The following is a 12,951-nucleotide window of genomic DNA, read 5'->3' as shown; positions in this document are numbered from 1 at the left end:
TGATGAGTTTTGTGTCTCTTTTAACCGGACAGGTTTTCCAGGATCTCCTGCAGCATGGCAAAGAGATAGAGGAGGCTATTGCTCATCGTGATACCCGTCTCTTTAATCATTCCACGCCAGAGCTGGAACGGTATTTTTCGCGTCCTCTCAGCGAGCTTCCGCGTCAAAATCCTTATCCGGTAGCGGTGCTGTTACCTCTTTTTTTAGTGGCGTTTGCGTTAAACCTTCTGCCTTTTCTCAGCGCATTGCAGGGGTTGTCACCTTTACATCATGCATTGAGCTTTTTCGTACCATCATTGACGATGACAGGCGCACTCATTGTGATAAGCGTACTCCTGGCTCGAGGTAAGACGTCTGGATTGTTGAGCTTTATGGCATTGTTCATCATTCTATTGATAGCGACCCTTATTCAGGGGCTATATCTCCTGTTTTCTCATGACGGAGGTCTTTGGCCACTGGTCATCGCATCATCCGCGCTGTTACTTTGTCGGATGGTTATGAACAGCAGAGGCTTTGTGCTGTTTACGCTCTATTGTCGTACTCAGCGTCTTGCCAGACTGGCACGGGAAATGCGACTAAAAAGCCGTTAAAGGGGGGGTATGACTTTACGAAAAGCTAACCCGCAGGAAGCCGAAATACTCTGGAATATTCGCAATCAGGCGATTCGTCACGGCTGTAAAACCAGCTACGGCGCCGACGTCATTGCGCGCTGGACACCGGATCTTATGCCAGAACGCTATCGGCAGATGGTCATTGAATACCCTTTTTACGTGGTGGAAGATGAAAAGGGTGATATTGCGGCAACCGGCTATCTGGATCTGGATACCCACTGTCTGGAGGCGATATTCACCTTGCCCGCTGCATCCGGTAAAGGCATGGCGACCCGGATTATCGAGGCGCTAAAAAATGAGGCCCGCAGCCGGGGGATAGCCCGCCTGAGGCTGGATGCAACGCCTAACGCCCAGTCGTTTTATCAGAAACTGGGGTTTGTGACGCTGAGCGAAACCTATCATCACTCGCGTATGGCGGGGGCTGATTTACGCTGTTTCGAAATGGCGATCGATTTGTAATGTGAGGAACACATGGCTGTCACGGTAAGACCTCTATGCGAAGACGATTACTCCCAATGGCGACCGCTTTGGGATGGCTATACCCATTTTTATGATTGCTACCTCGAGGAATCCGTCACCGCATCGACATGGGAAAGGGCGCTCTCAGCGCATTCCCGGATGTTCTGCCGGGTGGTCGAGAAGGACCAAAAGGTCATCGGTTTCGCGATGTGCATTCTGCATGAAGGAACCTGGTCAACGGCCCCCGTCTGCTACCTGGAAGATCTGTTTGTTGATGCCGAAGAACGCGGGGCGGGAGCCGGTAAGGCGCTCATTGATGCTCTGATTGAGGAAGGCAAGCGCGAAGGGTGGTCAAAACTGTACTGGGTCACCCGTGAGAATAACCCGGCGCGTAAACTCTATGACAAATACGGTCAAGCTGACGATTACGTCCGCTATCGCCTCTCCCTTTAAGGCGACAACGCCTGTGTTTGTATCACACTGTATCTGCGTCCCGGATACATACACAGGCTTGCAATAAACCCGCTTTCGCACATATCCGCTATACATTGCCGTGTTGTTATATCCCCGTGAATTGTACTCAACCGGAGATACCAACATGTTTAGCAAATTCGCATACTCAACTCTCGCACTGACCGTTTCTCTTGGCACCGTGATGTCCTGTCAGGCTGAAGTCACCGGTACAAATTTCGCGGCAGCCTTTGATCATCCACAGCAAATTAACGCCGGCGATCTGAATGTCGGTTATGTCGACATCGGCCCGAAAAATGGCCAGCCGGTTATTTTACTGCACGGCTGGCCGTACGATATTCACAGCTACGCCGACGTTGCGCCCGCGCTGGCGGCAAAAGGCTATCGGGTGATTGTGCCTTCTCTGCGCGGCTACGGCACCACGCGCTTCCTGTCAGCCAAAACGCCGCGCAACGGCCAGCCTTCAGCCATGGCGAAAGATATTGTGAACCTGATGGATGCCCTGAATATTAAGCAGGCGGTATTTGCAGGATATGACTGGGGCGCTCGTACGGCGGATATCGTTGCGGCGCTGTGGCCAGAGCGCGTTAAGTCACTGGTGTCGGTGAGCGGGTATCTCATCAGCAGCCAGCAGATTGGCAAACAGCCGCTGCCGCCAAAAGCGGAGCAGCAGTGGTGGTATCAGTTCTATTTCGCCACCGCGCGCGGTGCTGAGGGCTATGCCAAAAACACGCATGACTTCGCGCGCTTAATCTGGTCTCAGGCCTCGCCTGACTGGAAATTTAGCGATGCTGTTTTTAACGCCAGCGCCAAATCCCTCGATAACCCGGATCACGTCGCCGTGACGCTCAGCAACTATCGCTGGCGTTTAGGGCTGGAAAAAGGCGAGCGTAAATACGACAGCTACGAGCAGAAACTGGCCACGCTGCCGAATATCACCGTTCCAACGATCACCATCGAAGGTGGGAACAACGGCGCGCCGCATCCGGCACCGCAGGCCTACGCGGGTAAATTTACCGGTAAATATGAGCACCGCACCTTCGGGGCAAACGTGGGGCACAATCCGCCTCAGGAAGATCCGCAGGATTTCGTCAAGGCCGTCGTTGACGCGGACAAGCTCTGAAATGTGCTATTTTCAGTACGTTAACCTTCGGTCTGGAGATTTCGGTGGAGCATATTGATCATATCCTTGTCGTCGATGACGACAGGGATATTCGTGAACTGATTGTCGATTATCTCGGTAAGTCTGGCTATCGCGCGACGGGCGCGGCCAACGGTAAAGAGATGCGCGTCGTGCTGGATAAACAGCATATCGACCTGGTGGTGCTGGATGTCATGATGCCCGGCGACGACGGCCTTACGCTGTGTCGAGAGCTACGCGTCGGGAAATATAAAGATCTGCCCATCCTGATGCTGACGGCCCGCAATGAGGAGACGGACAGGATCCTGGGTCTGGAGATGGGCGCGGATGACTACGTGGTGAAGCCGTTTGTCGCCCGCGAACTGCTGGCGCGTATCAAAGCGATTTTACGACGTTTTCGCACGATGCCGCCCAATCTGCAGGTGACAGAAGCCGGGCGGCTGGTGATGTTCGGTGAATGGCAGCTCGATACCGTTGCACGTCACTTAATCGATCCGGAAGGGGTGATCGTCGCGCTCAGCGGGGCGGAGTATCGCCTGCTGCGCGTTTTCCTTGACCATCCTCAGCGGGTGCTGACCCGCGATCAGCTGCTCAACCTCACGCAGGGGCGCGACGCCGAGCTGTTTGAACGTTCTATCGACCTGCTGGTTAGCCGGGTCCGTCAGCGCCTGAACGAAGATGCCCGCACGCCCGCCTATATCAAGACCGTGCGCAGCGAAGGCTACGTTTTTACGATGCCGGTCAGCATCAAAGAGGCTAACGAATGAGGTTCTGGCCACGCTCGCTGCTTGCCCGCTTGCTGCTCGTCGTGCTGTCCGGCATGCTGCTGGCCAACGCCCTGAGCCTGACGCTGGTCATGATTGAACGAATGCACAGCGCCAGAACGGTGATGCTCGGTAATCTGGAAAACGACGTCGCAACCAGCGTCGCCATTTTAGACCGCTTACCGGCCAGCGAACGCGCGGCCTGGCTTCCGCGCCTCGAACGGGGTAACTATCGCTATATTCTGGGGCCGGGAGAGCCCGGCAACGCGCCGACGGATAGGCGTTCGCAGGACGCCATCCGAACCTTAAAAGCGACGCTCGCGACACAGTACCCGCTCAGCTTCACCGCCGTCCCTGGTGCCGTTTCACACATCCAGGCGCATCTGACGCTGCGCGACGGCGCGCCGCTGACCATTGACCTGATCCCGCGCATGCCGCCGGTCGCCAGCTGGTTGCCCGTTGTGCTGATTCTGCAGCTGCTGCTGCTGGCTGCGTGCGCCTGGATTGCCGTGCGGCAGGTGGTGCGGCCTTTTTCACAATTTACCCGCGCGGTGGATTCGCTGGATCCGGCGGCCAGCACGCCAATGACGGAGAAAGGTCCGCTTGAGGTGCAGCGGGCAGCGCATGCCTTCAACGCAATGCAGGCACGCATTCAGTCTTATCTCAGGGAGCGCGCGCAGATCCTGGCCTCCATTTCTCACGATCTCCAGACCCCGATTACCCGCATGAAGCTCCGTGTCGAAATGGCAGGGGAACCAGAACTTCGCGACAAGCTTCTGAACGACCTTGATAACATGACGCGTCTGGTGCGGGAGGGGATTGCGTATGCCCGGTCATCAGAATCGCTGGAAGAGACCCCGCTGAAGCTGGAGCTAAACGCCTGGGTCAACAGCATCGCCTGCGATTATCAGGACATCGGTAAAAACGTGCAGTTTCAGGCAAGCGATGCCCGGCTGCCAATCGTTACGCGTCCCCAGGCGCTCCGCCGGGTGATGACTAACCTGCTGGATAACGCGCTCAAATTCGGCGAACGCGCTGTAATAGCCATCGATGATTCGTCTGACCGGGAGGGGGTTATCCACATCACGGACGACGGGCCGGGGATCCCTGAAGCCGAGCTTGAGGCGGTTTTACAGCCGTTCTACCGGGTGGAAACATCGCGCAACCGCGATACCGGCGGAACAGGACTCGGACTGGCGATTGCCGCGCAGCTCACCGCTCAGCTTGAAGGAAAGCTCAACCTGACGAACCGGGCCGGAGGCGGACTGGATGTCTCCATTACGCTACCGCGCCGTTAATTGTACGGCTTTGTATCTCCCGGCCTGGGTGATACAGAGTCAGACAAAACCTGCTTTTTTACACATATCCTGAACACATCCGCACGATGAAATAGCCTCACTGCAGCGTCGCAGGACTTGTATTGTGAGGTGTCTATGTTTCTGGTAATCGCTTTTCTGGGCGGGGTGATAAGCCTGCTCAGCCCATGTACTCTCCCGGTTATTCCGCTCCTGTTCGCCGGTTTTCAGGGACAGCGACGACATATTCTGGCCCTGCTCGCGGGGATGATCGTGATGTTCACCCTGGTGGCGATGGCCGTCACCGTCGCCAGCGAGTGGATCGCAGAGGCAACCATCGTCGGGCGCTGGATCGCTCTAGTCATTCTGGCCACGGCCGCGCTGGCCTTAATTTTTCCGTCATTCGCCCAGCGTATTGCGGGTCCGGCCGTCAGCGCGGGAAATGTCCTGAACACCCGAAGCGGGCAAACGCGCGGTATGGCATCGGCTTTTCTGGCCGGGCTCGCGGTGGGGCTGCTCTGGTCTCCCTGCGCCGGTCCCATACTGGGCGCCATTTTCAGCATTAATATCGCGGGCCATTCGGCCATTACGACGGGCGCGCTGCTGGCGGCCTACGGCAGCGGATGCGCGCTGATGCTGAGCCTGCTCGTTTTCGGCGGCCGCACGCTGATTGCGCCGTTAAGAGCAAAATCGGCGCTGATGGAAAGGCTGCGGCAGGGGGCTGGCGTGGCGATGCTGGCGGCAGTCGTATTTAACGCGACAGGAATGACTTCGCTTCTGAAAGGAGCAAACGGCGTTGCGGATCGTCTGGAGACAACACTTTTGACGATGGCGAAACCCACAGCCGCGCCGGTGAAGCTCCGGCCGGTCGTGATGACAGAGCCCAGCAGCCAGCTGCCTTCGTTAAGCGGGGGAACAGGGTGGATAAACGGTGACCCTGTCACGTCTGAATCTCTGCGAGGGAAGGTGGTATTAATTGATTTCTGGACGTGGGATTGCATTAACTGCCAGCATACGCTTCCCCATGTGAAAGACTGGGCCACGAAGTATCAGTCTCAGGGGCTGGTCGTGATTGGGGTTCACACGCCGGAATATCCCTGGGAAAAGCCGCTTTCGTCGGTAAAAACCGCGGTGGAGAAATGGCAGCTGCCGTATCGGGTGGTGACGGATAACAACTATCAAATCTGGAACGCTTTCGGGAACCAGTACTGGCCAGCGCATTACTATTTCGATGCCAAAGGCCAGCTACGCTATACCGCCTTTGGCGAAGGAGATTATGCGCAGCAGGAAAAGATCATTCAGCAGCTGCTGAAAGAAGCCAGGTCATAACCCGTCAGGGCTGGCGTTGCGCTACGAGAAATAGCCGCGGAAAAGCGAGCAGTATCTGCCCATTTTCCTGGAGCGGATACTGCTCTTCCAGCAGTTCATGGTAGCGTTTCAGGAAACGTTTCTGCTCACTCTCGTTCAGTTCCTGCAGCCACGGACGCAAGCCGGTGGCACTTACCCAGTCAATAATGGCCTGGTGCGAGCTCATTTTATGGAAATAGGTTGTCCGCCAGATATCCACGTCACAGCCCGCCTCCGACAAGATGTCGTAATAGGCATGCACACCCGGGAGAGGTTCACGGCCGCGGTCAGGGTAGTCTTGCTCCAGCGCCACTTCACGCATCGCTACGTGAGTGGGTTCAAGCCAGTTGTCAGGCATCTGGATCGCTAATACGCCGTTAAGCGTGAGCAAAGAAACGAGATGAGGAAGGAGATCGTAGTGGTCAGGAACCCACTGCAGCGAAGCGTTGGCATAAATCAGGCTCAGCGGCTGGCCAGGCTTGTACTGGCGGATATCGGCCTCAACAAAATGGCAGCCAGGCAATGCGGCTCTTGCTTCCTCGAGCATTGCAGGGGATTTGTCGACCCCGGTAATGTGCGCCGAAGGCCAGCGATGCTTCAACAGCGCGGTGCTGTTTCCCGGCCCGCAGCCTAAATCAGCGATGGTGGAGACCTCATCCAGAGGAATTCTGGCGAGCAGTTCTGCGGCAGGACGCGTTCTTTCCGCGCCGTATTGCAGGTAAAGAGAAGGATTCCAGTCGGCCATTTTGGTACTCCGTTTAGCATGCTTCTGCAAGAGTAGCACAGCAGTAAGAACAGAGATAATAGGGGAAAAATAAGAAAAAGGGAATATTACCCCTTAAATTCTTAAGGGGCAATACTTTAATTGTAATTATTTTATAATTATCGTTTTTTAATATTTTATCGGCTAAGTGCTTCTTACGCTCTGTACCCGAAACTATAAATATTAGATAATCATGAATGGATATATCCCTGGTGTTTCGTAGGTCTTTGACCTCCTGGCCACTGAGTTTCACGAGGACTTAGTGGCCGGGTACTTTTCAAGTATAAGGAATACCATGCACAATGAAAGCTGTCCTAAAAGACAGGGGATAATAGTTTCAGGTGTTATTATCAGGAATAAGAGCAATGAATTCTGTTATTGAGTTTTTTTTGCATGATTACGATGATTTACCGTCAGCATTAGCCCGCGAACTCTTCCGACTCAGGAGAAAAACCTTTCGGGACCGACTCGACTGGAAAGTTGAATGCGTTGAAGATATGGAAAAGGATCAATTTGACAACCCAAACACGACATACTTGTTGGGTATGTATGAGGGAGAGTTGTTATGCGGCGCGCGATTCATTAATTCGACGCATCCGACAATGATAAGTGAAATTTTTCACAATTATTTTGCCGAAACCATTATTTTACCGACAGATGTTCCCTGCTGTGAAATTAGCCGTTTATTTTTAGATAAAGAAAGACGAGACTCCTCAAGTCTGCAGGGCGTGCCCGCCAGTAAGGCATTGTTTCTTGCGATGAATATTTATTGCATTAAGAATAAATATCATGGAATGTATGCAGTAGTCAGTCGTGGTATGTATGCCATTTTTCGCCATGCAAACTGGAAAGTTGAAGTTATTCAACGCGGCTTGTCTGAAAAAGGAGAGGTTATTTACTATATATTTATGCCTGCCAGTATCAACATTATTGAAGACATTATTAGAAAAGATAAATCCAGTCACTGGCTTCGCGAAATGCTGGAGCATTTACGCCACTTATAACCAGTGGCTGAGGCTCAGTCGTCCAGTAATCGTAGTTCTGTTCCAAGTTTAATTGCGTGTCTGGCATTATTCACACCGAGTTTTTTCATTACATTCCCCATATGGAATTTTACGGTGCGTTCAGCAATAGACAAAATAACAGAAATTTCTGCGTAGGTTTTCCCGGCGCTGACCCATTTAAGGATTTGTCTCTCACGTGGCGACAGAAAAACATTCTTTTTCTGTTGATGCTGGCTATAGAGATTGAGTGTCTTCTGATGCAGTTGAACAAGGAAGCTTAGAAATTGTGGCCGATATTTTTCTATATCAATACCAGAATGCTTAGGACTGATGACGGATAAGACGACAAGATTATTAAGATAGTCATGCAGAGGGAACGTCTGCCCCTGGTAGATATCATACTGGACGCTTTCGTTGAAAATGCGCGTCAGGTTATAACCATCAGACAGGATGACATCACTTTCCCAGAAAAAATCTTCAACACAGCGCAAAGCCCGAATGATAACAGGGTCAATGAACTGGTATTTTCTGTCGAGGTAGATATCAAACCACTCGGGGCTGTTATTGATTATCCGCATCTGTGAAGGATCTTTCTTGTTCATAATGGCGTAGGCGAAGACGATCCCATTGAAATCCTCAAAAAACGCGTCCAGCTCACTCTGAATTAGCGTATTGATCGTTATGTCGCTGTAATATGTATCCTTCACGTGAGTTGCTGCCTCCTGTTCGAATGGAGGAGCAAGTATAATATGCTTCGTTATCTGTAGCGAGTCGCATTTTAATCCAGCCAACAGATAAGACAGGCTACCTCAACTGGTAGCCTGGCGAACGTGTGGCATTTCTAATGGAAAATGCAGATGACTCAGTGAATTTTTGAAGATTTTGTCAAATCCCGAGATCGTTAACTAAATATAGTAGGCTGCAAAATTTAGGAGGTTTTCCGCTTTGCATTTGAGTATTGCACAAGCGTACCGACCCAGATTCAAATCAGGATTTTAACCCGCAGGCTACATAATGCCTTTCAGAGCAATATGATAAAGCAGCATGATGGTTTTACCGTCGACAATCTTGCCTGTTTCAATGCCGCATAATGCCTCTTCAAGCGTCATTTCCAGCACGTCGATATCTTCTCCCTCAGCCTTGATCCCGCCGCCTGCGCCGGTTCTGTCTTTTGGCTGATACTCGGCAAGATAAAAATAGAGTTTTTCCGTGACGGAGCCTGGACTCATATAGGCTTCAAAGATTTTCTGCACGCTCGAAACCTGAAATCCTGTCTCTTCTTCCGCTTCTGCTTTGATGCGGCTCTCGGGATCCATGTTGTCCAGCAACCCCGCAGCGGCTTCGATTAGATTGTCCTCATGGCCGTTGATAAAGACAGGGAAGCGGAACTGGCGCGTCAGGATCACCGTCTTTTTCTCACGGTTGTAGAGAAGAATAGTCGCGCCGTTGCCACGGTCGTAGACCTCTCGTTGCTGTCGTTGCCATTCGCCGTCACGGCGCTGCAGGTCGAAGGTGTACTTTTTAAGGTTGTACCAGTTATCTGACAGGGTTTCACTGTCAATGATGCGCACATCTGCACGTTTTGATTGCACGTTTGTTTCTCCTTACGTAGAGTAATTATCATAAACAGCATTATCGTGCATCTTCAAGATAAAACATGCAATATCAGGAATTCATGATGCTCACCAGTCAGCGAAAACAATTGATCCTCGAAAAGCTCGGCACCGAAGGCCAGGTCCAGTCAAAAGTGCTCAGCATGTTCTTTGATGTCTCTGAAGACACCATCAGGCGTGATTTGCGCGAGCTGGCGGCAGAAGGGCGTTTGCAGCGCGTTCACGGCGGCGCGCTGCCGTCATCTTCTGCTATTGCTCCCTTTGCCGAACGGCAATCCGTGAAAATGGATGCGAAAAAACGGGTCGCCCGCAAAGGCGCGCAGCTGATTTCATCAGGCCAGGTGGTGATCGTTGACGGTGGCACGACTACTTCGGAGCTGATTACTCTTTTCCCTCCAGATCTGCGCATCACGGTGGTTACGCACAGTCCGAGCATCGCCCTGGGGCTTGTGGATCATCCGTCCATCGAGGTGATTCTGATCGGCGGTCGCTTGTATAAGCACTCCATTGTTGCGGTCGGCGCTGCGGCCATCGAAGGCATCGAAAATATTCATGCAGATCTGTTCTTTATGGGCGTGACCGGGATCCATCCTGAGGCGGGGCTGACAACCGGCGATTTCGAAGAAGCGTGCATCAAACGTGCATTTTCCGGCAGAGCCGCGGAGACGGTTGTGCTGGCTTCTCCTGAAAAGATCAACACAGCGTCTTCGTTTGTGATTGGCGATGTGTCATCGGTGAATACCATCGTCGTGGAAGACAATACCGATAAGGAGTGGATCCGCGCGGTATCGGAAAAGGGAGTATCCGTCGTGTTGACCTCAGAGAGTGTCACTCTCTGATAGCCAGCCTGTGAGCACAGGCTGGCTGGCGGACTGCCTTAAGCCTCAGGAATGTTCTCAAGTGCGGTATAAACCTTCAGGCCATATTTGCGGGCAACCTCAATGTCCATATCGGCACCTTTAGACGGACCGGCAATACGATAAATGGCATCACATTTAGCTATTAGCCGGTGAGCAACGGGGTACAGCATCGCTTCACTGATTTCATCACCAACCGCTTTCGATCCTGCGGCTTTTGCCAACGGCAAAGCCAGCCATTCACCAATGACCGGGATGTGACCCCGCTGGTAAACGGCTAGTGCTGCGCTTTCGAGACGCGCCAGATTCTCATCAATACGTGCCTGAACGCCTTCGGTTCCGCTGCGATAGGGGCCGGCAATTAAAATTAGCTGTTGTGTCATAGGTACCTCTGTCAGTGTTATTGCATGAAGTTGCACGTTTACTACCGATACCATACGGGATTGAGGCCGCGTTATGAAACTCTTTCGTGCATTATCGTGCAAAAAGATGCATAACAGATCATTTAATCGCTTCTGAGAGAAGGGCTGAGCTACAGACTTTCCGGCGCATGGCACACCGCCTCGATATTATGGCCATCAGGCGAAATGACAAACGCGGCATAGTAATTTTCACCGTATGACCTCAACCCCGGCCCGCCGTTATCACGTCCGCCGGCGCGCAGGGCGGCATGGTAAAATGCATCGACCTGCTGGCGCGTGTCGGCCACAAACGCCAGATGCAGAGGAGCAGGTTTATCATTTGTCTGAAAAAGACAAAGCGAAACGTCGCCTGAACTCATTTCGACACCGTAGTCTGGCGTGCCTTCATCAATGAGTTCTACACCAAGCGGCTTAAGCGCATGGAGGAAGAAGGTTTTACTTTTTTCATAATCACTGACGCCGAATTTCACATGATCGAACATGGTTTCTTCCTTTATGAGATGGAGAGATAACCAGTATAGAAGGAGAGTGGGGCGAACATACGAAAGAACGTGTCAATGTGACAGTCATCAATTTATGCAGTCTTTTCCGATGCCGAAGCGGACAAATGGCATATTTAAAACGGCAGGGTTTGAGCTGGAAAAATAGACCAATCCTGTTCTGTTGTCCCGCGGGTTGTATTTTTTCAACATCTCAAGCTCAATGCCGGTGCTCATAAATGTTTTTCCGTTTTTATCAAACAGGAAGAAACACATCTTATTATCTTTGCCCGGTTCAATACTTTTACCCGACGCGTTATCAAGCGTAACTTTATAGCTGACCATATATTTTGCTTCGCCCGTTGTACTGTCCCATTGGCTTCCCTGAGACTCTTTTTGAGCGAAAATGGTTATCCCGTTGAGCTTGTCGTCATGGCTCTCTTTCTGAGCGGCCAGCGCCGTCCCGGCGGCGGACAACGCTAACGCAAGACAAATTCCTTTAGCCAGGAGACTTCGCATTTTTCTTCCTCTTCATTTTTTACATTGATCTACTATAGCTATAACGCCGTACGTTTCCGTCTAACGAACGTCCAGCGCAGGTAGTCGTAAAGCCAGTTAAACAGCATCGTATAGGGCAGGAAAAACAGCACCAGACCAATCTCAACAAAAAATGCCTCAGCCACGGTCAGGTTCAGCATAACCATTGCCACAGGGATTAAGGAGATGATAAGTCCCGTTTCAAAACCAACCGCATGGATTGCGCGAACGAGAAATGTGCGCTGAAACTGATGTTTTTTCTGCAGGGAGTCAAAGAGCTTATTAAAAATAAAATTCCAGACCGTGGCGGTAAGGGCGGATATCACGGACAATGAGCCTGACTGGAGTACCGACACGTTCATCAGCCTGGCGAGAGACAGCGCGATGACAACGTTGGCCGTCACTTCAAAAATGACAGCATGGAAAACTCTCTCTTTAACACTCTTATTTAATTCAATTTCCATTTGCTTACGGCAGCGTTTTTCAAAAGCTGAAGTATATCAGATGTCTTTCAACCTTTTCTAAACGTGCAGGTTATGTTAAATACACCCCAGGCCTGCTAATGTAGAACGCACGGCCTCGGTAAGGGGGGTCTGCGGTTCATGACCTAAAAAGGCGATCAGTTTTGAATTATCCATCTCTATTGTCTGCTCCCAGAGATAGCGCATCTCCCGCATTTCACGCAGCGTGGTGTTAAACGGACTCATTGCAGAAACCAGCCACCATGGAAATGACTTCACCTTCGCCTTAATACCGGCATGCTCCGCGACGTGCTTTATAGCTGTGGTCATCGTTGTACCATCAGGATCCCAGTGTCCACGCATAATTCCTGATTACTTTGCGTTTCATCTGGACACCTGGCTGGTGATGCATGAGGATTTACGCCAAAGCCGGGCCTGTAAAACGGTGTTTGATTTTCTTGCTGAGGGTTTACAGGCTTATATCAACAGGGCAAAACGGTAAGCCATGCACTGTGAGACGATCAGCGTGATGATAGCAGCACTTGAGAAGACACACTCAGAGGTCATTAGCATTCAGGCCAACGCCAACGATGCCCATAAGATGCCAGATTTCTTCTGATCTCATATTTGTCAAGGCTCAATTGAAATGTCCGTTATCCAGCTCAATTAAAATGACCACTTTGATCTCTCATTCTCTTTACTGATAGACTTTCCTCCGACTGAAACA

17 protein-coding genes and 1 pseudogene are annotated in these 12,951 nt (G+C 51.6%); 10 read left to right on the top strand and 8 right to left on the bottom strand.

The genetic code is table 11. The features are described 5' to 3' along the window. Positions 1 to 2 precede the first annotated feature (2 nt). The 7 genes from ACMWLG_RS07490 (at position 3) to ACMWLG_RS07460 (ending at position 6,070) form a co-directional block, all read left to right on the top strand. A complete protein-coding gene (locus ACMWLG_RS07490) occupies positions 3 to 590 on the top strand; it encodes a hypothetical protein (protein WP_045399300.1) in 588 nt (195 codons plus the stop codon). A gap of 9 nt (positions 591 to 599) precedes the next feature. Next, complete coding sequence (locus ACMWLG_RS07485; RefSeq protein ID WP_045399303.1) at positions 600 to 1,070, top strand: GNAT family N-acetyltransferase; 471 nt, start codon at positions 600 to 602, stop codon at positions 1,068 to 1,070. Positions 1,071 to 1,082: 12 nt separating this feature from the next. Further along, the gene (locus ACMWLG_RS07480; protein ID WP_045399307.1) at positions 1,083 to 1,523 is read left to right on the top strand and encodes a GNAT family N-acetyltransferase; all 441 of its coding nucleotides are present in this window, start codon (positions 1,083 to 1,085) and stop codon (positions 1,521 to 1,523) included. A gap of 145 nt (positions 1,524 to 1,668) precedes the next feature. Continuing rightward, complete coding sequence (locus ACMWLG_RS07475) at positions 1,669 to 2,664, top strand: alpha/beta fold hydrolase (protein ID WP_045354983.1); 996 nt, start codon at positions 1,669 to 1,671, stop codon at positions 2,662 to 2,664. 44 nt (positions 2,665 to 2,708) lie between these two features. Then, the gene (locus ACMWLG_RS07470; protein ID WP_045399311.1) at positions 2,709 to 3,449 is read left to right on the top strand and encodes a response regulator; all 741 of its coding nucleotides are present in this window, start codon (positions 2,709 to 2,711) and stop codon (positions 3,447 to 3,449) included. Then, a complete protein-coding gene (locus ACMWLG_RS07465) occupies positions 3,446 to 4,744 on the top strand; it encodes an ATP-binding protein (RefSeq protein ID WP_045399314.1) in 1,299 nt (432 codons plus the stop codon). The genes ACMWLG_RS07470 and ACMWLG_RS07465 overlap by 4 nt, the downstream gene beginning before the upstream one ends. Positions 4,745 to 4,879: 135 nt before the next feature. Continuing rightward, the gene (locus ACMWLG_RS07460; protein ID WP_045399317.1) at positions 4,880 to 6,070 is read left to right on the top strand and encodes a cytochrome c biogenesis protein/redoxin; all 1,191 of its coding nucleotides are present in this window, start codon (positions 4,880 to 4,882) and stop codon (positions 6,068 to 6,070) included. Between the two features lie 4 nt (positions 6,071 to 6,074). Here ACMWLG_RS07460 and tam read toward each other — a convergent pair whose 3' ends face one another. Then, positions 6,075 to 6,833: a trans-aconitate 2-methyltransferase gene (tam, locus tag ACMWLG_RS07455; protein WP_045399320.1), complete on the bottom strand. Its 759-nt coding sequence runs from the start codon at positions 6,831 to 6,833 to the stop codon at positions 6,075 to 6,077. Positions 6,834 to 7,216: 383 nt separating this feature from the next. Here tam and ACMWLG_RS07450 point away from each other — a divergent pair, with 383 nt between their 5' ends. After that, the gene (locus tag ACMWLG_RS07450) at positions 7,217 to 7,855 is read left to right on the top strand and encodes an acyl-homoserine-lactone synthase (protein ID WP_047064252.1); all 639 of its coding nucleotides are present in this window, start codon (positions 7,217 to 7,219) and stop codon (positions 7,853 to 7,855) included. 14 nt (positions 7,856 to 7,869) lie between these two features. Here the strand turns inward: ACMWLG_RS07450 and ACMWLG_RS07445 are convergent, their stop codons facing one another. Beyond that, positions 7,870 to 8,562: a helix-turn-helix transcriptional regulator gene (locus tag ACMWLG_RS07445; protein WP_045620698.1), complete on the bottom strand. Its 693-nt coding sequence runs from the start codon at positions 8,560 to 8,562 to the stop codon at positions 7,870 to 7,872. Between the two features lie 300 nt (positions 8,563 to 8,862). After that, the gene (locus ACMWLG_RS07440) at positions 8,863 to 9,447 is read right to left on the bottom strand and encodes an NUDIX domain-containing protein (protein ID WP_045399327.1); all 585 of its coding nucleotides are present in this window, start codon (positions 9,445 to 9,447) and stop codon (positions 8,863 to 8,865) included. 86 nt (positions 9,448 to 9,533) lie between these two features. Between ACMWLG_RS07440 and ACMWLG_RS07435 the strand changes: the two genes are divergently transcribed. Beyond that, a complete protein-coding gene (locus ACMWLG_RS07435; protein WP_045399329.1) occupies positions 9,534 to 10,307 on the top strand; it encodes a DeoR/GlpR family DNA-binding transcription regulator in 774 nt (257 codons plus the stop codon). 38 nt (positions 10,308 to 10,345) lie between these two features. Here the strand turns inward: ACMWLG_RS07435 and ACMWLG_RS07430 are convergent, their stop codons facing one another. From ACMWLG_RS07430 to ACMWLG_RS07410, 5 genes are all read right to left on the bottom strand, one after another. Further along, a complete protein-coding gene (locus tag ACMWLG_RS07430; RefSeq protein ID WP_045354998.1) occupies positions 10,346 to 10,708 on the bottom strand; it encodes a DUF4406 domain-containing protein in 363 nt (120 codons plus the stop codon). Between the two features lie 149 nt (positions 10,709 to 10,857). After that, entirely contained in the window at positions 10,858 to 11,229 is a 372-nt protein-coding gene (locus ACMWLG_RS07425) for a VOC family protein (RefSeq protein ID WP_023311812.1), read from the bottom strand. A gap of 87 nt (positions 11,230 to 11,316) precedes the next feature. Next, positions 11,317 to 11,745: a DUF4354 family protein gene (locus tag ACMWLG_RS07420; protein ID WP_045399334.1), complete on the bottom strand. Its 429-nt coding sequence runs from the start codon at positions 11,743 to 11,745 to the stop codon at positions 11,317 to 11,319. A gap of 38 nt (positions 11,746 to 11,783) precedes the next feature. After that, a complete protein-coding gene (locus ACMWLG_RS07415; protein WP_045399337.1) occupies positions 11,784 to 12,227 on the bottom strand; it encodes a PACE efflux transporter in 444 nt (147 codons plus the stop codon). A 75-nt stretch (positions 12,228 to 12,302) separates the two neighbouring features. Then, positions 12,303 to 12,554, bottom strand: a complete 252-nt coding sequence (locus ACMWLG_RS07410) for a hypothetical protein (RefSeq protein WP_223825975.1) — start codon at positions 12,552 to 12,554, stop codon at positions 12,303 to 12,305. Between the two features lie 28 nt (positions 12,555 to 12,582). Here ACMWLG_RS07410 and ACMWLG_RS07405 point away from each other — a divergent pair. After that, positions 12,583 to 12,726, top strand: a pseudogene (locus tag ACMWLG_RS07405) (LysR family transcriptional regulator); the annotation flags it as partial. Between the last annotated feature and the right edge of the window lie 225 nt (positions 12,727 to 12,951).

It is taken from the genome of Enterobacter sp. 01-M-02-SI-ECC (assembly GCF_047530595.1).
In the GTDB taxonomy this organism is placed as follows: domain Bacteria; phylum Pseudomonadota; class Gammaproteobacteria; order Enterobacterales; family Enterobacteriaceae; genus Enterobacter; species Enterobacter cloacae_M.
The sequence above is the reverse complement of the archived record's forward strand: the minus strand, read 5'-3'. Positions and strand labels throughout refer to the sequence as shown.